Origin of the sequence: Hydrogenophaga pseudoflava (assembly GCF_004353865.1) — a bacterium.
Lineage (GTDB): Bacteria > Pseudomonadota > Gammaproteobacteria > Burkholderiales > Burkholderiaceae_C > Hydrogenophaga > Hydrogenophaga pseudoflava.
In genome coordinates this window covers 4522276-4542245 of record NZ_CP037867.1, presented here as the reverse complement: position 1 = coordinate 4542245, position 19970 = coordinate 4522276, and the positions used below count along the sequence as shown (strand labels likewise).

The window sequence follows — 19970 nt, the reverse complement described above, 5'->3', positions numbered from 1 at the left end:
ACTTGAGCGCGACGCTGGGACACCACACACATCGCTTCGGCAGCCTGCGCGAGGTGATGGCCAAGGCCACGCCGCTGCGCTCGGGCGACGCCCTGGCGGGCCTGGCCGCCACCACCGAACAGGAGCGGGTGGCCGCGCGATGGGTGCTGGCCGAGGTGCCGCTGCAGCGCTTCCTGGACGAGGCGCTGATTCCCTACGAGAGCGACGAGGTCACGCGGCTGATCATCGACGGCCATGATCGCGCGGCCTTCGCGCCGGTCAGCGGGCTGACGGTGGGCGGCTTGCGCGACTGGCTGCTGTCCGACGCGGCCACGCCCGCGGTGCTGGAGCGGCTCTCGGCCGGGCTCACGCCCGAGATGGTGGCGGCCGTCAGCAAGCTCATGCGCAACCAGGACCTCATGCTGGTGGCGAAAAAGCGCGAGGTGGTCACGCGCTTTCGCAACACCGTAGGGCTGCGCAGCCACCTCTCGGTGCGGCTGCAGCCCAACCACCCGACCGACGACCCGGCCGGCATCGTCGCCAGCCTGATCGACGGCCTGCTGCACGGCGCGGGCGACGCGGTGATCGGCGTCAACCCGGTGTCCGACAGCGTGCCCGACCTGGTGCGCCTGAACCACGTGCTGGCCGAGGTGATCGAGCGCGGCGCCGTGCCCACGCAGAGCTGCGTGCTCACCCACGTCACCAACACGATGCAGGCCATGCAGCTGGGCGCGCCGGTGGACCTGGTGTTCCAGTCCATCGCCGGCACCGAGGCGGCCAACCGCAGCTTCGGCATCACCCTGTCGCTGCTGGACGAGGCGCACGCCGCCGCACTCGAACTCAAGCGCGGCACGGTGGGCGACAACGTGATGTATTTCGAGACCGGGCAGGGCAGTGCCCTCTCGGCCAACGCCCACCACGGCGTGGACCAGCAGACCTGCGAGGCGCGCGCCTACGCGGTGGCGCGGCGCTACCGGCCGATGCTGGTCAACACCGTGGTCGGCTTCATCGGCCCGGAATACCTGTACGACGGCAAGCAGATCATCCGCGCCGGGCTGGAAGACCACTTCTGCGGCAAGCTGCTGGGCCTGCCCATGGGCTGCGACATCTGCTACACCAACCACGCCGAGGCCGACCAGGACGACATGGACAACCTCATGGTCCTGCTGGCCAGCGCGGGGCTGAACTTCCTGATCGGCGTGCCCGGCGCCGACGACGTGATGCTCAACTACCAGAGCACCTCGTTTCACGATGCGCTGGTGCTGCGCGACCTGCTGGGCCTGAAGCGCGCACCCGAGTTCGAGGCCTGGCTGCAGCGCGTGGGCGTGACCGGCGCCGACGGCCGCCTGCTGCCCGCCTCGGCGCAGCTGCCGCTGTCTCAGCGCCTGTGGACCCTGCCGGAGCCCGCATGACGAAGGACCTCTCGCCTGTGCCGGACGAACCGCACCACACCATCGAGGTCAGCGCCGACCCCTGGGCCCACCTCAGACGTTTCACGCCCGCGCGCATCGCCCTCGGGCGCGCCGGCGCCAGCTTGCCCACGCGCGAGGTGCTGGACTTCACCCTCGCTCATGCGCAGGCGCGCGACGCCATCCACCTGCCGCTGGACATGGACCTGCTGGCCGGGCAGCTGCAGGCCGACGGCTGGCCCGCGCCGCTGCGGCTGCGCAGCCGGGCCCACGACCGCCACGAGTACCTGCTGCGCCCCGACCTGGGGCGCCGGCTGGATGAGGCCAGCGTCGCCGCGCTGCAGGCTTGGCGCGCCGACAACCCCGTGCCCGACCTGGCCCTGGTGGTGGGCGACGGCCTGTCGGCCCTGGGCATCCAGCGCCACACCGTGGCCCTGTTCGGTGCCATCCGCGAGGCGCTGGGCGGGGCCTTCGTGCAGAGCCCGCCGGTGCTGGTAGGCCAGGCCCGGGTGGCGGTGGCCGACGAGGTGGGCGAGCTGCTGGGTGCCCGCATGGTGGCCATGGTGGTGGGCGAGCGCCCCGGGCTGAGTTCGCCCGACAGCGTGGGCATCTACCTCACGCACGCGCCGCGCGTCGGCCGCACCGACGCCGAACGCAACTGCATCTCCAACGTGCGCCCGGCCGGCCAGGACCCGGTGACCGCCGCGCGGCGCCTGGCCTGGCTGGTGCACGAAGGCCTGCGCCTGGGCCTGACCGGCGTCGGCCTCAAGGACCACAGCGGCCTGCCCATGGTGGCGGCCACTTCCACGCAAGGGCTGTCTGGTTAAACTGGGCTGAACCGTTTCTGGTTCGTTCAAGTTTCAATCAGACATGCTGGACGCCCGCCAACTCGAAGCCCTGGCCGCCGTGGTCGAGCACCGCGGCTTCGGCCCGGCTGCCCAGGCCCTGAACCTCACGCTGGCGGCGGTGTCGCTGCGCATCAAGTCGCTCGAAGAACACCTGGGTCAGCGCCTGCTGGTGCGCGGCAAGGCGGTGCGCGCCACGGCCGCCGGCCAGGCCCTGCTGGCCCATGTGAAGCAGCTGCAGATGATGGAGGCCGACCTGCTGGCGGGGCTCCAGGGCGGGGCCGAGTCGCGGGCCGGTGCGGCCTGGCAGAGCCTGAGCGTGGCGACCAACGCCGACTCCGTGGCCAGCTGGTTCCTGCCCGGCGTGGCGCCGGTGCTGCAGAAACACCGGCTGCTGCTGGACGTGATGATCGACGACCAGGACCACACCCACGACCTGCTGCGCAGCGGCGACGTGATCGGCTGCGTCACCACCCTGGCCGAACCCATGCGCGGCTGCGTGGCCGAGCCGCTGGGCGTGATGCGCTACCGCTGTGTGGCGGCGCCCGAGGTGGTGCAGCGCTGCCGCACACCGCGCGGGGCGGTGTCGCCCCACCGGTTGCTGGCCCAGCCGGCGGTGATCTTCAATCGCAAGGACGCGCTGCAGGACGCCTTCCTGCTGCAGCACTTCGGCCTGAGGCAGCCCAGCTACCCGCGCCACTACGCGCCGGCGGTGGACGCCTTCGAGCGGGCGATCGAACTGGGGCTGGGCTGGGGCATGGTGCCCGAACAGAACCTGCCCGGGCGGCCGGGCCTGCAGGAAGTGCTGCCCGGCGCCACGGTGGACGTGACCCTGTACTGGCAGCACTGGGCGCGCGAGCCGCTGTCGGCGCAGCGGCTGACGCAGGCGGTCAAAGCGGCTGCGCATGCTGCGCTGCCGCAGCAATCAAGCTCATAAGACAAGCGTTCCCGGCGCGAAATGCCTTGTCCAGGCACACCGCGGAACGGGCTTCGCACGGCCGCAGGTGTGGTCCCCCCGCGCAGCAGGGGGGAAGCCGCGTCAGCGGCGCAGGGGGGTCATCCCTTGAGGCACTCGCTCATGAACTTCTTGCGCACATCGCCCTTGAGCGCCTTCTTGCCGGCCTCCTCGTTGCAGGTCTTCATCTTGTTCTGCTGGCTGTTGCCGGCCTCTTCCTCGCCGCTCAGGCACTTGCTCATGAAGGCCTTGCGCTCGTCGCCCTTGAGCGTCTTGGCTTTCGGGTCGGCATTGCAGGTCTTCATGCGGTTCTGCTGGGCGGTCGGCTTCTTGTCGGCCGCAGGGGCTGCCGCCGGTGCCGCGGCGGGAGCGGGTGCCGCAGCGGCGGCGGGTGCGGCCGCAGGAGCCGCCGTCTGGGCGAGGGCCAGGGAGAGGGTTCCGGTCAGGGCGAGCAGGGTCAGCAGTTGTTTCATGTGGTGCCTTGTGGGGTGAAGCGCCCGAAACGGGCCCGGAAACGATACCCGCGTTTGTCTTAAGGCTGTCTGACAGCCGGGGGCAGGGCTTTCCCGAACCTAAAATCCCGTCCCTATGCTCAAGATCAAACAGGAACTGCTGGCCGGCCTCGCGCAGGCGCTGGACCAGCTCTCGCCCGGTGCCGGCGACAAGGCCGCCTTCGAATCGCCCAAGGTCGCCGCCCATGGCGACTACGCCGTCACGGCCGCCATGCAGCTGGCCAAACCGCTGAAAGCCAACCCGCGCCAGCTGGGCGAGCAGCTCAAGGCCGCGCTGATGGCGCTGCCCGTCTACCAGCAGTGGGTGGCCGACATCGAGATCGCCGGGCCCGGCTTCCTGAACCTGCGGCTCAAGCCCGCGGCCAAGCAGGCCATCGTGACCGAGGTGCTGCAGGCCGGCGAGGCCTTCGGCGTCCAGCCGTCCAACGGCCAGCGCCTGATGGTGGAGTTCGTCTCGGCCAACCCCACCGGCCCGCTGCACGTGGGCCACGGCCGTCAGGCCGCGCTGGGCGACGCGATCTGCAGCCTGTATGAAACCCAGGGCTGGGACGTGTACCGCGAGTTCTATTACAACGACGCGGGCGTGCAGATCGGGACGCTGGCCACCAGCACGCAGCTGCGCATCAAGGGCTTCAAGCCCGGTGATGCCGAATGGCCCGAGGCCGCCTACAACGGCGACTACATCCAGGACATCGCCAACGACTACCTGGCCAAGAAGACGGTGCATTCCGACGACCGCGAATTCACCGCCAGCGGCGACCCCGAGGCGCTGGACGACATCCGCCTGTTCGCCGTGGCCTACCTGCGCCACGAGCAGGACCTGGACCTCAAGGCCTTCGCGGTGAAGTTCGACAACTACTACTTGGAGTCCAGCCTCTACACCAGTGGCCGTGTGGACGCGGCGGTGCAGAAGCTGCGCGAGGCGGGCAAGACCTACGAGCAGGATGGCGCGCTGTGGCTCAAGTCCACCGACTACGGCGACGACAAGGACCGCGTCATGCGCAAGGGCGACGGGTCCTACACCTACTTCGTGCCCGACGTGGCGTATCACATCGCCAAGTGGGAGCGCGGCTTCACCAAGGTCATCAACATCCAGGGCACCGACCACCACGGCACCATCGCCCGCGTGCGCGCCGGCCTGCAGGCCGCGGGCGTGGGCATCCCCCAGGGCTACCCCGACTACGTGCTGCACACCATGGTGCGCGTGGTGCGCAACGGCGAAGAGGTCAAGATCAGCAAGCGTGCCGGCAGCTATGTGACGCTGCGCGACCTGATCGAGTGGACCAGCAAGGATGCGGTGCGCTTCTTCCTGCTCAGTCGCAAACCCGACACCGAATACACCTTCGACGTCGATCTGGCGGTGCAGAAGAACAACGACAACCCGGTCTACTACGTGCAGTACGCCCACGCGCGCATCTGCTCGGTGCTGGCGGCCTGGGGCGGTGACGTGGACTCGCTCGCCGGCGCCGACCTGTCGCCCCTGCACACGCCGGCCGCGCAGTCGCTGATGCTGCTGCTGGCCAAGTACCCGGCCATGCTGACCGCAGCGGCCGAGGGCTTTGCGCCGCACGACGTGACCTTCTACCTGCGCGAGCTGGCCGCGGCCTACCACAGCTACTACGACGCCGAGCGCATCCTGGTGGACGACGAAGCGGTCAAACGCGCCCGTCTGGCGCTGGTCCGGGCAACGGCACAGGTGTTGCACAATGGCCTGGCCGTGCTGGGCGTGAGCGCCCCGCAGAAGATGTGAACCTCCCACCTCCCATGAACATTTCATTCCCGCAGGCCCGCGCTCAGCGTGGCGGCACCCTGGTTGGCTTTGTGGTCGGCCTGCTCGTCGGCCTGGGCCTGGCGCTCTCGGTGGCCGTGTATGTGACGCGCGTGCCGGTGCCATTCGTGGACCGCGGTGTCACCCGCAAGCCGGCCGACGATGCGGCCGAGGCCGAACGCAACAAGGGCTGGAACCCGAACGCCGGGTTGGTGAACAAGCCGCCGCCGCTGCCGGCTCCAGTCGAAACGACCCCGCCGGCCGCCGGCGACGCGGCACCGAAGGACGCCTCAGCGGCGGAGCCCGACAAGGCGCCGGCCGCCAAAGCCGCTGACGCGGCCACCAAGCCGGACAGCGATCCGCTGGGCGACCTCATGAGGGCCAAGGCCGGAGGGGCGTCGGAGCCCGCGGCTGCGCAGGGGGCCGACCCCTTCTCCTACTTCGTGCAGGCGGGGGCATTCAAGTCTCCCGAAGAGGCGCAGGCGCAGAAAGCACGGCTGGCCATGCTGGGCATGGACGCCACCATCACCGAACGCGAGCAGGCGGGGCGCACCGTGTTCCGTGTCCGCATGGGACCATTTGGCCAGAAGGCCATGGCCGAGGCCACGCGCGAACAGCTGGAGGTGAACGGGGTGGAAGCGGCGCTGGTGCGGGTGCAGCGCTGATTGCACGGTACCGAGGAACTTTTCGCTGTCCCGGGAGCCTGATTCAGGTCATTTCAAGGAGTCCGATTCCATGCATCGTCGAGATTTTTCGCGCAGCCTCCTGGTGGCTGGTGCCGCCACCGCCAGCGGGCTGACCCTGTCGCCGGCCCTGGCCCAGCGCGTGGCCTTCAAGGAAGGCACCGATTTCCAGCGGCTGGCCAAGCCGGCGCCGACCGAGAGCCCGGCGGGGCAGGTCGAGGTGGTCGAGTTCTTCGCGTACAGCTGCATCCACTGCTACAACTTTGAACCGGTCTTTCATGAGTGGATCAAGCGCAAACCGGCCCATGTGACGGTGCGCCGCATGCCGGTGGCCTTCAACCAGAACTTCGTGCCGATGCAGCGCCTGTACTTCACGCTGGAGGCCTTGAACCTGGTGGACACGCTGCACGTCAAGGTGTTCAAGGCGATCCACGAAGAGCGCCAGCCGCTGACGACCGCGCCCGCCATCACCGCCTGGATCGAAAAACAGGGTGTCAACCGCGAGCAGTTTCTGGGCATCTTCAATGGCCAGGCTGCCAAGCTGGCGGAGAAGGCCGTTGGTCTGCAGGACGCCTACCAGGTGGAAGGCACGCCCGCCCTGGGCATCGCCGGCAAGTTCTATGTGGGCGGACAAGGGCCGCGCACCCTGCTGGTGGCGGACTCGCTGATTGCCGAGGCCCGCAAAGGCTGACCGGTTTCTGACCCTCTTCCCTTCGGAGCCCGCCCTGTGCGGGCTTCCTGGTTTCATGGCGGGCACAATGTGCCGGCGCAGCGGCGAAACGCTCTGGGCGCCGCTACAATGAATGCAAGATCTGTGCCCTCAAACGCCATGCACCCACACGCACCAACCCCCCGTTCCATCGCCCGGATGTTGGCCGTCATTGGCCTGATGCTGCCCCTGCTGGCGCAGGCCGAAAAGGCCGACAAGGACAAGCCCATGAACGTGGAGGCCGATGCGCTGCGCTACGAAGAGACACGCCAGACCAGCGTGTTCACAGGCAACGTGGTGATCACCAAGGGCACCATCCTGATGCGCGGTGCCAAGCTGGACGTGCGCCAGGACCCGCAAGGCAATCAGTACGGTCTGCTGCTGGGCACCCCCGAAAAGGCCGGTTTCTTCCGCCAGAAGCGGGAAGGCGTGGACGAATGGATCGAGGGCGAGGGTGATCGCATCGAATACGACAGCAAGGCGCAGACGGTGCTGTTCACCGGTCGCGCGGTGCTGCGCCGCTACCGCGGCACCCTGCTCAACGACCAGAGCGTGGGCAGCGAGATCCTCTACAACAGCCTGACCGAGGTGTTCACGGTCAAGGGTGGGGACACCAGCAAGACCGCCGCCAACCCCACCGGCCGCGTGCGCGCCATGCTCACGCCGATCCCGGAAGAGGAGAAGAACGGCCCCGCCGCCCCGGCGACCGATCCGGCCACGCTGCGTCCCAGCGGCAAGATCACCGAGCCCAAGAAGTGACGGAGACCGTCGCCAGCGCCAGTCCGTCGGGCGACATGCCGTCGCACAGCCGTCTGGAGGTCCGGGGACTCAAGAAGTCCTATGGCAGCCGCAAGGTGGTCAAGGACGTGTCCCTGTCGGTGGACAAGGGCGAGGTGGTGGGACTGCTGGGCCCCAACGGTGCCGGCAAGACCACGTCGTTCTACATGATCGTCGGCCTGCTGCGGGCCGACGGTGGCGAGATCCTGCTGGACGGTCACCGCATCGAGTCCTTGCCCATCCACCGCCGTGCCCGGCTGGGGCTGGGTTACCTGCCGCAGGAAGCCTCGATCTTCCGCAAGCTCACGGTGGCGCAGAACGTGCGCGCGGTGCTGGAGCTGCAGCAGGACGCGAACGGCCAGCCGTTGTCGGCGCGCGAGATCGATGCCCGGCTGGACGAGCTGCTCAAGGAGCTGCGCGTCGACCACCTGCGCGATTCGCCCGCGCCCGCCCTCTCGGGCGGTGAGCGCCGTCGCGTGGAGATCGCCCGCGCGCTGGCCACCCGGCCGCGGTTCATCCTGCTGGACGAGCCCTTCGCCGGCATCGACCCGATCGCGGTGCTGGAGATCCAGCACATCATCAGTTTCCTCAAGTCGCGCGGCATCGGTGTGCTGATCACCGACCACAACGTGCGCGAAACCCTGGGCATCTGCGACCACGCCTACATCATCAGCGACGGTCATGTGCTGGCCAGCGGTACCACCGCCGAGATCATTGAAAACGCCGAGGTGCGCCGCGTCTACCTGGGCGAGAACTTCCGCATGTGACGGAATGAGCCGATGAAGCAAGGTCTGTCGCTGCGGGTGTCGCAGCACCTCGCGCTGACGCCGCAACTGCAGCAGTCGATCCGCCTGTTGCAGCTGTCCACGCTGGAGATGGCTCAGGAAGTCGAGCAGATGCTCGACGAGAACCCGTTCCTGGAACGGGGCGAGGAAGTGGCCGATCGCGAAGATTTCGGCGTGCAGACCGCGGACGCGCCGGTGGTGGCCGGCGAGCAACTGGAAGAAGCGGCGCAGCCGGTGGTCGAGCTGCGCAGCGCCGAGCCGGACACCCGCACCACCCAGGCCGACAGCGCGGACAACAGCAGCGACGACGTGGAGAGCCGGCTGGACGGCGCCGCGCCGGTCGAAGAAAGCTGGGAAGGCGACGGCACCGTCGAGATGGCGCCCGACGACAGCGAATGGGGCGGCGATGCACCCGCGCGCAACAGCGGTTCCGGCGGGGACGACGACGACACCGCCACGGCCGCCGACCTGGCCCGTGTGCCGGTTAGCCTTCAGGACCAGCTGCACGAGCAGGCGCGCTGCCTGCGCCTGTCGGACGAGGACAGCGCGGCGCTGTTTTTCCTGATCGAGTCGCTCAACGACGACGGGTATCTGGAGGACAGCCTGCACGAGCTGGCGCGCGCCTGCTGGCGCCTGACCGCGGGCCGGCCGGCCGACGAAGAGCCGCGCTTCGACGAAGTCGAGGCCATTGAGCAGCGCCTGGGCATGGCCCTGCAGTGGCTGCAGCAGATGGAGCCCACGGGCGTGGGCGCGCGCGACCTGGGCGAGTGCCTGCGGCTGCAGATCATGGAGCTGCGCAACACGCCCGCCGCCCGCGCGGCGCTGGCGATCTGCGAGCAGCCGCTGGAGCTGATGGCCAAGCGCGACATCAAGCGCCTGTGTGCGGCCACCGGGCACGACGACGAGACCGTGCGCGCCGCGCTGGCGCTGATCGCCCGCCTGGAGCCCAAGCCGGGCCGGCGCTTCGTCGACGTCGAGCGCAACGTCGTGGTGCCCGACGTGATCGTCACCCGCGCCGGTCGCGGTTTCAAGGTCTCGCTCAACGCCGAGGTGATGCCGCGCCTGCGCGTGCACGATGTCTATGCCAACGCCCTGCGGGGGCGGCGCGAGGCCGGCGGCGAAGCGGGCCACGCGGCCATGCAGCAGCGGCTGCAGGAAGCGCGCTGGTTCATCAAGAACATCCAGCAGCGCTTCGACACCATCCTGCGCGTGTCCTCGGCCATCGTGGAGCGCCAGCGCAACTTCTTCATGCACGGCGAACTGGCCAAGCGCCCGCTGGTGCTGCGCGAGATCGCCGACGAGCTGGGCTTGCACGAGTCCACCATCAGCCGCGTGACCACGGCCAAGTACATGGCCACGCCGTTCGGCACCTACGAGCTCAAGTACTTTTTCGGCTCCAGCCTGGGAACGGAGACCGGCGGCAATGCGTCGAGCACGGCGGTGCGCGCCCTGCTCAAGCAGTTCATCGCGTCCGAAGAGCCGACCAAGCCGCTGTCCGACAACCAGCTCTCGGACCTGCTCAAGGAGCAGGGCATCGAGTGCGCGCGCCGCACGGTCGCGAAATACCGCGAGGCGCTGCGCATCGCGCCGGCGAACCTGAGAAAAGCGCTTTGAACCAATTGAATCTTTTCCTCCCCTGCGCCGCCGGCGTGGAGGACTACCTCGCCGCCGAAGTCACGCGCATCACGGGCGAGACCGCGGTGCAGAAGTCGCGCGCCGGTGTGGCGCTGCAGGCGTCCTGGCGCGACGCGCTCAAGCTCAACCTGCACTGCCGGCTCGCGCAGCGCGTGCTGGTGCAACTCTGGCACGGCGGCTACCGCAGCGAGAACGACCTGTACGCGGCCGCCAGTGAGGTCGCCTGGGAAATCTGGTTCACGCCGCAGCAGACGATCAAGGTCGAGGTCACGGCGCAGCACAGCCCGCTCAAGAGCCTGAACTTCGCGGCGCTCAAGATCAAGGACGCGGTCTGCGACCGCTTCCGCGACAAGCGCGGCGAGCGCCCCAGCGTCAACACCACCTGGCCCGACGTGCGGCTCTACGCCCACCTGACCACCGACACGGTGAGCCTCTACATCGACACCTCGGGCGAGCCGCTGTTCAAGCGCGGCTGGCGCGAGGACAAAGGCGACGCGCCGCTGAAGGAAACGCTGGCCGCGGCCATGATCGCCGCCACCGGCTGGAACGGCGCCGAGGCCGAATCGCTGGACGACATCGTGCCGCTGTACGACCCCTGCTGCGGCAGCGGCACGGTGGCGATCGAAGCGGCACAGATCGCGCTGCGGGTCGCTCCCGGTCTGCAGCGCCGCTTCGCGTTCGAGAAGCTGCTGCCGTTCCAGCCACACGTCTGGCACGCCCTCAAGGACGAGGCCGCGAAGCAGCGCCGCGAGTGGCCGGCCGGGCGCAAGCCCATCGTGTTCGGCAGTGACGTGGCCTTCCGCATGGTCGACTTCGCGCAGCGCAACGCCGAACGCGCGGGTGTGGCCTTCGCGATGGAGCTGCGTGGCGGTGACGCGCTGCAGCGCATGCCGCCGACCGACAAGCCCGGCGTGATGCTGCTGAACCCGCCCTATGGCGAGCGCATTGCGGCTGCCGGGGTGGCAGGGCAGAGCGCCCAGGTGCGGGCGGCCGAACGCGGTGCGCGTGCGCCCCGCACCTTCACCGTGGGTGCCAAGGCCGCTCCCGAGCCCGGCTTAGGCCGCGAGAGCGCCCAGATGGCCGATGGCAGCGACGGCAGCGATTTCTTCGCGCAGCTGGCCACGCACTGGAAGAGCCACTACGCCGGCTGGAGCGCCTGGTTGCTCACGCCCGACCTCAAGCTGCCCGGCAAGATGCGTTTCAAGGAGTCGCGCCGCGTGCCGCTGTGGAACGGTCCCATCGAGTGCCGGCTGTTCCGCTTCGACCTCACCGCACGGCGCGCGCCGGCCGAGCCATCGGCATGACCGCCTCGACGGCGGTGCTGGTGCTCGACACCAACGTCGTGCTCGACCTCTTCGTCTACGAAGACCCGGCCACGGTGCCACTGCGCGAGCGGCTGGCCGATGCGCAGACGCGCTGGCTGGCGACGCCGGTGATGCGCGAGGAACTGCGGCGCGTGCTGGACTACCCGCAGGTGGTCAAGCGCCTGGCGTCCCGTGCCCTGACCGCCGACGGGGTGCTGGCGGCATTCGACGCGCGCGTGCAGATCGTGGACCTGGCGCCCAAGGCGCCCTACACCTGCAAGGACGGCGACGACCAGCAGTTCATCGACCTCGCCGTGCAGCACGGTGCCACGCTGCTGAGCAAGGACAAGGCGGTGCTGTGCATGCGCAAGCGGCTGGCGACGCTGGGTGTGGCGGTCGGCCGGCAGTGGCCGGCGTGTCCACCGGGCGTCTGACCCTCAGACCTGCGCGAACTGTTCGGCGCTGGCGCTGGGCCAGTAGGTGGTGAACACCGGGTGCAGGCTGTGGATGTCGCCCAGCAGCGCGCCGGGCGCCACAGTGGGCAGCAGGTTGGACAGCAGCCGGACCTCGTTCTCGTTGACGCGGCGCACGATGTGCTGGGCGCTGATCTCGCCGGGGTGCTGCAGCCCGGCGGCCTGCACCAGCTCCTGCAGGGCCTTGAGCGTGTTCTGGTGGAAGTTGAAGACCCGCGTGGCCTTGTCGGGCACCACCAGGGCCTGTTGGCGCATCGGATCCTGCGTGCTGACGCCGGTCGGGCACTGTCCGGTGTGGCAGCTCTGGGCCTGGATGCAGCCCAGCGCGAACATGAAGCCGCGTGCGCTGTTGCACCAGTCCGCGCCGATGGCCATGGCGCGCGCGATGTCGAAGGCGCTGACGATCTTGCCGGAGGCGCCGATCTTGATGCGGTCGCGCAGGTTCACGCCCACCAGGGTGTTGTGCACCAGGCGCAGGCCCTCCTGCAGCGGCGCGCCCACGTGGTCGGTGAACTCCAGCGGGGCGGCGCCGGTGCCGCCCTCGGCGCCATCGACCACGATGAAGTCGGGTGTGAGGCCGGTTTCCAACATCGCCTTGACGATGGCAAACCACTCCCAGGGGTGGCCGATGCAGAGCTTGAAGCCGGTGGGCTTGCCGCCCGAGAGCTCGCGCAGGTGGGCGATGAAGCGCAGCATCTCGATGGGCGTGGAGAACGCGCTGTGCGCGGCCGGCGAGATGCAGTCCTGGCCCACCGGCACCCCGCGCGCGGCCGCGATCTCGGGGGTGACCTTGGTGCCGGGCAGCACACCGCCGTGACCCGGCTTGGCGCCCTGGCTGAGCTTGAGCTCGATCATCTTCACCTGCGGGTCCAGCGCGTTGGCCTTGAACCGGTCGTCGTTGAAGCGGCCCTGTTCGTCGCGGCAGCCGAAGTAGCCGGAGCCGATTTCCCAGACCAGGTCGCCGCCGTGCAGCCGGTGCCAGCTGCTGATGGAGCCTTCGCCGGTGTCGTGGGCAAAGCGCCCCTGCTGCGCGCCGCTGTTGAGCGCCTGAATGGCGTTGGCCGAGAGCGCGCCGAAGCTCATGGCCGAGATGTTGAACACGCTCGCTTCGTAGGGCTGGGCGCAGGCCGGGCCGCCGATGGTGATGCGGAAATCGTGCGAGTCCAGGTGGGTCGGCGCCAGCGAGTGGTTCAGCCACTCATGGCCATCGGCCTTGACATCGAGCTGGGTGCCGAAGGGCCGCTTGTCGGTCTCGCCCTTGGCGCGCGCGTAGGCCAGGCTGCGCTGGCTGCGCGAGAACGGTGCGGCCTCGGTGTCGCCTTCGATGAAGTACTGGCGCATCTCGGGCCGGATTTTTTCCAGCATGAAGCGCAGGTGGCCGATGACGGGGTAGTTGCGCAGCACCGCACTATTGGTCTGGCGCAGGTCCCGGTAGCCCAGGACCGAGAGGCCGGTGAACACCAGGAACCAGAAGCCGCCGATGCCGAAGCCGACCAGGGTGAACAGGCTCAGCAGGGCGCACACCACGCACAGCGCGAGCGCGGTGTACCGCACGGGATAGAGGGCGTTGAGGCGGTCGAGCATGTCGGGAGTCCTGGGTGGCGCGGCTACACTGGCCCGCATCTTAAGACCCCACCCCGATCCGATGAGCTTTGACAACCTGCCCCCCATGGACAACGCCGAGTTTGATGCCCTGGAGGCGATCCTGGACGACCTTCGTGTCGGCGACGAGGAGGTGCCGCAATGGGAGTTCTGCGAAGGCGCGATCGCGGCCCTGCTGTGCACCCGCCGCCCGGTGAGCGCCGAAGAAGCCCTGCCCGTGGTGGTGGGCGTCGGCGAGGACGAGGGTGACCTGTCGTTCAAGGACGCCGAGCAGGCCACCCTGTTCAGGGACCTGTGGACGCGGCGCTGGAACGAGGTGGCGGCATCGCTCGCGGCCAAGGTCGAATCGCTCGACGACGAACGCGCCTACCACCCAGAGGTGATGGACGTGCGCGGCGCGGTGGCGATGTTGCCCGAGGCGGAGCGGGCCGAGATCGAGGGGCAGCCGCTGCCGGCCTTCGGCCAGGTCTGGGCGCTGGGCTTCATGTTCGTGGTCGAGAACTGGGAGGAGGAGTGGGCGCCGCCGCGCGACGCCGAGACCGCCGGCTGGATCGACGAGGCGCTGGACGCCATCGTGGTGCTGACCGAGGACGACACCGGCCAGCCCGCGTTCAACATGCACGCCGAAGAAGGGCCACCCAGCGTGAGCGAGGCGCGTGCCAACGCCTTCGGGTCGGCGATCTGGGCGGTCTACGACCTGCACCAGATCTGGCAGAGCCTGGGGCCGCGCGTGGACCCCGTGCGCAAGTCGGCCGAACCCGGCCGCAACGACCCATGCCCCTGTGGCAGCGGCAAGAAATTCAAGAAGTGCCACGGCGCCTGAGCGCCACCCGAAAGGGGCTCAGCCGCCTTCCGGCTCCTGGGCCAGGAGTTCGAACGCGGCCTCGGCGCACACCTCGCCGTTGACCTGCAGCTCGATGCGGTGCCGGCCCGGGTAGAGGGTGCGGGTGGTGACCGGGCGCAGGCTGTGGCGCTTGCTCAGGGTGCAGCGTTCGCCCGGCGCCAGCACCAGCTTCCAGCCCTTGAACACCTTGGGGCTGGTGCCGCCGTTGGCGCGCACGTGGTGCACCAGGTAGTCGACCACCAGGGTCTGCGGGGTCGCCGCCGTGCTGTGCAGCTGCACCCCCAGCCCGATGTCTCCGCCGACGACGGCGCTGCGCGCCGACAGCTGCAACCGGGCCTCGCCTTCCAGTCCGCGCGCTAGGCCCCAGGCCGCCAGGGTGGGCGCGTGGCCCTGCTTGATCAGGCTGCGGCTGGCGTGGCGCAGCAGCGCCTCCCGCTGCGCGCCCGCGCTGGGCCGGTGGGTCTGCACCCAGGCTGCGACCAGGTCCGGATGGTCTTTGGCGATGTCGTTGAGGTGGTTGGCGACGCTGCGTCGCACATAGGCACTGGGGTCGTCCTGCAGGGCGCGTAGCAGGGGCAGCGTCGGCGCCGGATCGGCCACCAGCGCCTGCAGCCGCAGGCCCCAGGGCAGGCGGGGGCGCGAACCTTCGCTGACCAGGCGGCGCACGTGGGCGCTGGGATCATGAACCCACTGCGCCAGGGTCGCGAACACGGCGTCCGGATGGCGCTGGATGAACGGGCGGATCGCGAACTCGGACGAGAAGCGCTGGGTCAGGGCGTGCAGGCAGGCCAGGGCGCGAGGCACATCGTCCATGCCGCGCCGCGCCACGAATTCCGCCAGCGACCAGACCACCCAGCCGCGCAGGCCGGGTTCGTCGGCCTCGCCGTGTTCGTTGTTGGCCAGGCCCACCGGTTCGCCGTCGGCGTCGAGCGGGGTCGGTGGCGCCAGGCTGGCCTCGATCAGGTCCGCGGCGTGTGCGAAGCGATCCGGCAGCGTGGCCTCCAGGGCGTCGGCCAGCTGCATCGCACGCGCCTTGAACTCGAGCGCATCCAGCCCGCTGGCCGCCTGCTGCTCGAACGCAGCGCGGTTGAAGCGGGGCCACACGCGCTGCAGGTGGCGGCCCGCGGTGTCGACGGTGCGGGTGCTGATCAGGTTCTTGAACGGCTCGGCCATGCCGCGGCTCAGGGGTGTTGCGACAGCCGCCGCAGCAGCCCGTCCAGCGCGTGCGCCACGGTGGCCTGCCGCACGGTGGCGCGGTCGCCGTCGAATCGGCGGTGCTCGGTGAACACGCCTTCGGGCGTGGCCCAGCCGAACCAGACCGTGCCCACCGGCTTGTCGGCGGTGCCGCCCGTGGGGCCGGCGATGCCGGTGACCGCCACCGACCAGTGCGCGTGCGCGTTCGCCACCGCGCCCGCGGCCATCGTGCGGGCGACCGCCTCGCTGACCGCGCCATGCGCCTCGATCAGCGCGGCCGGCACGCCCAGCAGCTCGCACTTGGCGGCGTTGGAATAGGTCACGAAGCCGCGCTCGAACCAGTCGCTGGAACCGCTGATCTCGGTGCAGGCGCCGGCGATCAGGCCGCCGGTGCAGCTCTCGGCGGTCGCCATCATCTGGCCGCGCGCCCGCAGGGCCATGGCCAGCTGTTCCACCAGGGTCGGAATGGGGTGCATGGGTCAGTACTTCCAGAGGGCGATGACGAGCAGCGTGCACAGGGCGGCCGCGAAGTCGTCGAGCAGGATGCCGAAGCCGCCGCGCGGGCCGAAGCCCTTGAAGGTGCGGTCGGCCCAGGCCATGGGACCGATCTTCACGGCGTCGAACAGCCGGAACAGCGCAAAGGCGACGAGCTGGCCCCAGAAGCCCGTGGGCATCACCAGCCAGAGCACCAGCCAGAAGGCGACCACCTCATCCCAGACGATGTGGCCCGAGTCGGCGATGCGCATGTGCCGCGCGGTGACGGTGCAGGCCCACCAGCCGACCAGGGTGGCGGCCCCGATCAGCGCCGCCCAGCGCAGGTCGGTCATGAGGGGCTGCAGCAGCACGAACGCCGCCCAGGCCCAGAGCGTGCCGACGGTGCCGGGCGCGGCGCGCGACAGGCCCGAACCGGCGCCCAGGGCGATGAAGTGCGCCGGGTGGGCGAGCAGGAATTTCAGGTCGGGCCGGTGAATGACCGGTGTGGGAGCGTCGGCGGCCAGGGTCTCGGACATGGCGGGATTATCGGTTCCGCGTCGCGGCCGGCACTCAGGCGAAATGGTCGTAGCTGCGGGCGCTCATCGGCCGCATGCGGCCGTCCGGTCCGAGCAGGCGCAACCCTGCTTCGGCGGTGATGCAACCGATGCGTTGCACCGGGGTGGCACTGGCGGTGCCCGCGCGCAGGATGTGGTCCCGCGCCGACGCGGGAGCGGTGAACAGCAGCTCGTAGTCGTCGCCGCCGTTGAGCAGACACTCCAGGCGGTCCGCGTCGGCCAGTGGTTGCAGGGCCGGTGCCACCGGCAGTGCGGCCAGGTCGATCTCTGCGCCGACGCCGCTGGCCGTGAGGATGTGGCCGAGGTCACCGGCCAGTCCGTCGCTGAGGTCAAGTGCGGCGTGCGCCACTCCGGCCAGCGCCTGGCCCAGCGCCAGCCTGGGCGCCGGCCGCTCCAGCCGCTGGCGGCACAGGTCCTCGTCGTTCGGTGCCGCCAGCGCCCAGGCGGTGCCGCGCAGCCGCTCCAGCGCCAGCCGCGCCTCGCCGGTGCGACCGCTCAGCCAGAGCTCGTCGCCGGCCCGGGCGGCATCGCGGCGCAGCGCGTGTCCGGGTGTCACTTCGCCGAACACCGTGATGCAGAGGTTCAACGGGCCACGCGTGGTGTCGCCGCCCACCAGCGGGCAGCCGTGGTCATCGGCCAGGGCCAGCAGGCCGTCAGAGAAGGCGTGCAGCCAGCCGTCGTCGGCCTGGGGCAGGGCCAGCGCCAGCGTGAAACCCAGGGGCCGGGCGCCCATGGCCGCGAGATCGCTGAGATTGACCGCAAGCGCCTTGTGGCCCAGTGCTTGCGGGTCGACATCGGGAAAGAAGTGGTGACCCTCCACCAGCATGTCGCTGGAGATGGCGAGCTGGTGACCAGGGCTGGGCGTGAGCAGGGCGCAGTCGTCGCCAATGCCCAGCGCCACCGCCGGCCCGGACTTCGCGCGCTGGAAATGCCGACGGATCAGCTCGAACTCGCCCACGCCGTCAGCCCCGTGTGGTTTCGGTGTCGGGGGCGTCGGCGCTCAACCCGTCGTCGCTCGCGTCCGGCGGTGGTTCCGCGCCAGGGCGCGGCGGCAGCAGGAAGCTCAGCGGTGCGTGGCGCAGGCGGTGGCGCAGGGCGGCGTAGATGCGGCTGCGGTGCGCGTCGTTGATCGCCTGTGCCTTCAGCGCCAGCCGGAACGCCAGGTAGAAGCTCACCGCCAGGTTGATCGGGCCGACCACGGCCACGCCGGCCACGGCCGACCAGAACGCCGGCTCGTGCAGCACGTCCCAGCCCAGCGCCATGGCGGCCGCCGCCACCTGGCCGGCAGACAGCGTGACGTGGCGCACCTGCAGGCCCAGGCCGAAGAACTCGGCAAAGGCCGGCACGATGCCCAGCATCAGGCCCAGCGAGATGTTGGCCGCCAGACCGGAGATGTTGCGGCGCAGGAAGCCGGCCCAGCGGTCGGCGCGCGCCCGCCCCAGCCAGCGGGTGGTGCGCGGGTTGTGGCGGATCGCCGAGTCGAGGCGGTGGAACACGAACCAGTTCTCGACCCAGCCCGCGATGATGCTGGAGGAGAACAGCAGCACGCCGGTGAAGGCGGCGAACAGCGCGGTCGGCCCCAGCAGCTGCATGTCGTGCAGCACGTGCTGCGCCTTCTCGGCGTCGATCATGGACGCGCCGGTGAACGCGCTCAGCAGACCGCTGATCAGCATGACCACCGGGATCACCAGGCCGACGTTGCCCAGAATGGCCGCGATCTGCGAGCGCAGCAGGTTGGCCACCTCGTCGACGAAGCGCCGCACCGCGCCCGGCTGGCGGATGTCGCGCAGCTTGGCCACCATGGCCGGCGCCGTCACCGCGGGCTGTTTGGTGGCCACGGTCCAGTGCAGCAGCTGCACCAGCACGAAGAAGAAGGCGTAGTTCAGGCCGGCGGCAAAGCCGTTCCAGAACAGCGACAGGCCCAGACCATACAGCGCGAACTTGACCCAGGTGGTGATGCCGATCAGCGCGCCGCCGCCGGCCGCCTTGCCCAGCATCTGCCGGTATTCGGCCGCGTCGCGGGTGATGTAGTGCTCCCCGCTCTCGGCGCTGCGTTCGGCCACCTTGGCGGCGGTCAGGTGCGAGCTGCTGGCGATCAGCGCGCGCAGGCTGCGGTTGTCGTGGCCCATCTGGGCCAGGTCGGCCAGCAGGGCCGCCGTGGCGCGCTCGGGCTGGGCCGATTGCAGGCAGTCCAGCAGGGACTTGGCGCGCAGCACGCGCTCGCGCAGCTGGCGCAGCCGGAACACGATGCCGACCGAGACGCCGTGGGCGTCCAGGTGGGTGTAGACCGAGTAGGCCGCGTGGCGGCAGGCATCCAGCTGCGTGCGCAGGTGGGTGGCCGTGGCCTGCACCTCGGCGCTGTGCACGCCATGGGCCAGCACCGCGTCGCGCAGGTCTTCCATGTCGACCGGCAGCTGGTGGAAGGTGCGCTCCGACTTGGCGGCCTCGGACATGCGCACGCGGATCTCGGCGGCGTAGCCGGTGGCCGTGATCTGGCCCACGCAGAACACCAGCGCATCCAGCAGGGACCGTTCCCACAGGCCGGGTCCGGTGGTCGCCGGTTCGTCCGGACCCGGGCTGAACAGCAGCGCGTGCAGCCGGTGCAGCGTCTGGCTGTCCAGGGCGCGCAGCCAGCGCACGTCGCCGGACGTGGGCAGCAGCAGGTCGAACAGCGCGCCCAGGTCGGTGGTCTCGGGCGTGCCGGGCAGCAGCTTCTTGCGCACGCGGTGACCGAATTCGCTCAGGAAGGCGGTGCGCGGTGCGAAGCCGTGGTCGGCCAGCAGCGGCGCCAGGTCCACGGTGTCGGTGAAGCGGCGCCACCAGGCGCGCCAGCGGCGCACCCAGCCGGGGCGTGCCTGGGCGGTGTCCAGCAGCACCTGCAACCGGGCCACGCTGGCCCGGGCATCGCCGTCGGTGCCACGCACCCATTGCAGCACCTCGATCAGCCAGAGGTGCCGCTCGGCCAGCGGCGCCTCGGGGTCCAGCCGGTCGAGCAGTCGGACCGGGTCCACAGCGCTGGTCACAGCCCGGCCTGCGTCAGTGCAGCACGCGCGGCGGCTGGTCGCTGCCACCGCCGCAGTCGGCCACCAGCGCGAACTCGGGCACCTCGGCCTCGAAGCGCTCGCCGTCTTCGGCCACGCAGAAGTAGCTGCCTCGCATGCTGCCCGAGCGCGTGCCCAGGCGGGTGCCGCTGGTGTACTGGAACGATTCACCCGGCCGCAGCAGCGGCTGGTGGCCGACCACGCCCAGACCCTTGACCTCCTCGGTGTGACCGCGGGCGTCGTCGATGATCCAGTGGCGCGAAATCAGCTGCGCCGTCACGTCACCGGTGTTGGTGATGGTGATGGTGTAGGCGAAGGCGTAGATGTCCTCGTCCGGCGCGGACTGTTCGGCCAGGTACTGTGGCTCGACCTCGCAGGTGAACTGGTATTTCGGCATGGCGGGCAT

General features: G+C 70.0%; 20 protein-coding genes. 12 read left to right on the top strand and 8 right to left on the bottom strand.

From position 1 onward, the window contains the following. Positions 1-56 precede the first annotated feature (56 nt). Genes HPF_RS21860 through HPF_RS21850 form a run of 3 tightly spaced genes read left to right on the top strand, consistent with a single transcriptional unit; the run spans position 57 to position 3170 of the window. On the top strand, positions 57-1391 hold the full coding sequence (locus tag HPF_RS21860) for an ethanolamine ammonia-lyase subunit EutB (protein ID WP_424955204.1): 1335 nt from the start codon (positions 57-59) through the stop codon (positions 1389-1391). Beyond that, positions 1388-2215: an ethanolamine ammonia-lyase subunit EutC gene (gene eutC, locus HPF_RS21855; RefSeq protein WP_079367410.1), complete on the top strand. Its 828-nt coding sequence runs from the start codon at positions 1388-1390 to the stop codon at positions 2213-2215. The genes HPF_RS21860 and eutC overlap by 4 nt, the downstream gene beginning before the upstream one ends. A 43-nt stretch (positions 2216-2258) precedes the next feature. Beyond that, positions 2259-3170 (top strand): HTH-type transcriptional regulator ArgP, encoded by a 912-nt coding sequence (locus tag HPF_RS21850; RefSeq protein ID WP_066156736.1) that lies wholly within the window; start codon positions 2259-2261, stop codon positions 3168-3170. 119 nt (positions 3171-3289) lie between these two features. Here HPF_RS21850 and HPF_RS21845 read toward each other — a convergent pair whose 3' ends face one another. Next, complete coding sequence (locus tag HPF_RS21845) at positions 3290-3661, bottom strand: PsiF family protein (protein ID WP_066156734.1); 372 nt, start codon at positions 3659-3661, stop codon at positions 3290-3292. Positions 3662-3776: 115 nt separating this feature from the next. On the opposite strand from HPF_RS21845, the gene argS reads away from it, so the two are divergent. The 8 genes from argS (at position 3777) to HPF_RS21805 (ending at position 11795) form a co-directional block, all read left to right on the top strand. Next, positions 3777-5450, top strand: a complete 1674-nt coding sequence (argS, locus tag HPF_RS21840) for an arginine--tRNA ligase (protein WP_066156728.1) — start codon at positions 3777-3779, stop codon at positions 5448-5450. A 14-nt stretch (positions 5451-5464) separates the two neighbouring features. Continuing rightward, on the top strand, positions 5465-6133 hold the full coding sequence (locus HPF_RS21835; RefSeq protein WP_066156725.1) for an SPOR domain-containing protein: 669 nt from the start codon (positions 5465-5467) through the stop codon (positions 6131-6133). Positions 6134-6203: 70 nt separating this feature from the next. Further along, entirely contained in the window at positions 6204-6842 is a 639-nt protein-coding gene (locus HPF_RS21830) for a thiol:disulfide interchange protein DsbA/DsbL (RefSeq protein ID WP_066156722.1), read from the top strand. A 177-nt stretch (positions 6843-7019) separates the two neighbouring features. Then, complete coding sequence (gene lptA / locus HPF_RS21825; RefSeq protein WP_066156719.1) at positions 7020-7619, top strand: lipopolysaccharide transport periplasmic protein LptA; 600 nt, start codon at positions 7020-7022, stop codon at positions 7617-7619. A 35-nt stretch (positions 7620-7654) separates the two neighbouring features. Next, the gene (gene lptB / locus HPF_RS21820) at positions 7655-8404 is read left to right on the top strand and encodes an LPS export ABC transporter ATP-binding protein (protein WP_066156716.1); all 750 of its coding nucleotides are present in this window, start codon (positions 7655-7657) and stop codon (positions 8402-8404) included. Positions 8405-8416: 12 nt separating this feature from the next. Beyond that, positions 8417-10036 (top strand): RNA polymerase factor sigma-54, encoded by a 1620-nt coding sequence (rpoN, locus tag HPF_RS21815; protein WP_133157812.1) that lies wholly within the window; start codon positions 8417-8419, stop codon positions 10034-10036. Continuing rightward, the gene (locus HPF_RS21810; protein WP_133157811.1) at positions 10033-11361 is read left to right on the top strand and encodes a THUMP domain-containing class I SAM-dependent RNA methyltransferase; all 1329 of its coding nucleotides are present in this window, start codon (positions 10033-10035) and stop codon (positions 11359-11361) included. The genes rpoN and HPF_RS21810 overlap by 4 nt, the downstream gene beginning before the upstream one ends. Beyond that, positions 11358-11795 carry a putative toxin-antitoxin system toxin component, PIN family gene (locus HPF_RS21805; RefSeq protein WP_133157810.1) on the top strand — a complete coding sequence of 146 codons (438 nt, stop codon included), beginning with the start codon at positions 11358-11360 and terminating at the stop codon, positions 11793-11795. Before HPF_RS21810 ends, HPF_RS21805 begins: the two co-directional genes overlap by 4 nt. A gap of 3 nt (positions 11796-11798) precedes the next feature. Here the strand turns inward: HPF_RS21805 and HPF_RS21800 are convergent, their stop codons facing one another. After that, complete coding sequence (locus HPF_RS21800; RefSeq protein WP_133157809.1) at positions 11799-13418, bottom strand: FMN-binding glutamate synthase family protein; 1620 nt, start codon at positions 13416-13418, stop codon at positions 11799-11801. A 61-nt stretch (positions 13419-13479) separates the two neighbouring features. Between HPF_RS21800 and HPF_RS21795 the strand changes: the two genes are divergently transcribed. After that, on the top strand, positions 13480-14259 hold the full coding sequence (locus HPF_RS21795; RefSeq protein WP_133157808.1) for a UPF0149 family protein: 780 nt from the start codon (positions 13480-13482) through the stop codon (positions 14257-14259). Positions 14260-14277: 18 nt separating this feature from the next. Here the strand turns inward: HPF_RS21795 and HPF_RS21790 are convergent, their stop codons facing one another. From HPF_RS21790 to apaG, 6 genes are read right to left on the bottom strand one after another with little or no spacing between them, the layout of a single operon-like run. Beyond that, complete coding sequence (locus HPF_RS21790; protein WP_133157807.1) at positions 14278-15453, bottom strand: DNA alkylation repair protein; 1176 nt, start codon at positions 15451-15453, stop codon at positions 14278-14280. Positions 15454-15461: 8 nt separating this feature from the next. After that, entirely contained in the window at positions 15462-15950 is a 489-nt protein-coding gene (locus HPF_RS21785; protein ID WP_066156705.1) for a CinA family protein, read from the bottom strand. A gap of 3 nt (positions 15951-15953) precedes the next feature. After that, the gene (locus HPF_RS21780; RefSeq protein WP_079367419.1) at positions 15954-16484 is read right to left on the bottom strand and encodes a phosphatidylglycerophosphatase A family protein; all 531 of its coding nucleotides are present in this window, start codon (positions 16482-16484) and stop codon (positions 15954-15956) included. A gap of 34 nt (positions 16485-16518) precedes the next feature. Then, a complete protein-coding gene (gene thiL / locus HPF_RS21775) occupies positions 16519-17481 on the bottom strand; it encodes a thiamine-phosphate kinase (RefSeq protein WP_133157806.1) in 963 nt (320 codons plus the stop codon). A gap of 4 nt (positions 17482-17485) precedes the next feature. After that, positions 17486-19546, bottom strand: a complete 2061-nt coding sequence (locus HPF_RS21770; protein WP_243721643.1) for a site-specific recombinase — start codon at positions 19544-19546, stop codon at positions 17486-17488. 13 nt (positions 19547-19559) lie between these two features. Beyond that, positions 19560-19961 (bottom strand): Co2+/Mg2+ efflux protein ApaG, encoded by a 402-nt coding sequence (gene apaG, locus HPF_RS21765; protein ID WP_066157137.1) that lies wholly within the window; start codon positions 19959-19961, stop codon positions 19560-19562. Positions 19962-19970: the final 9 nt, after the last annotated feature.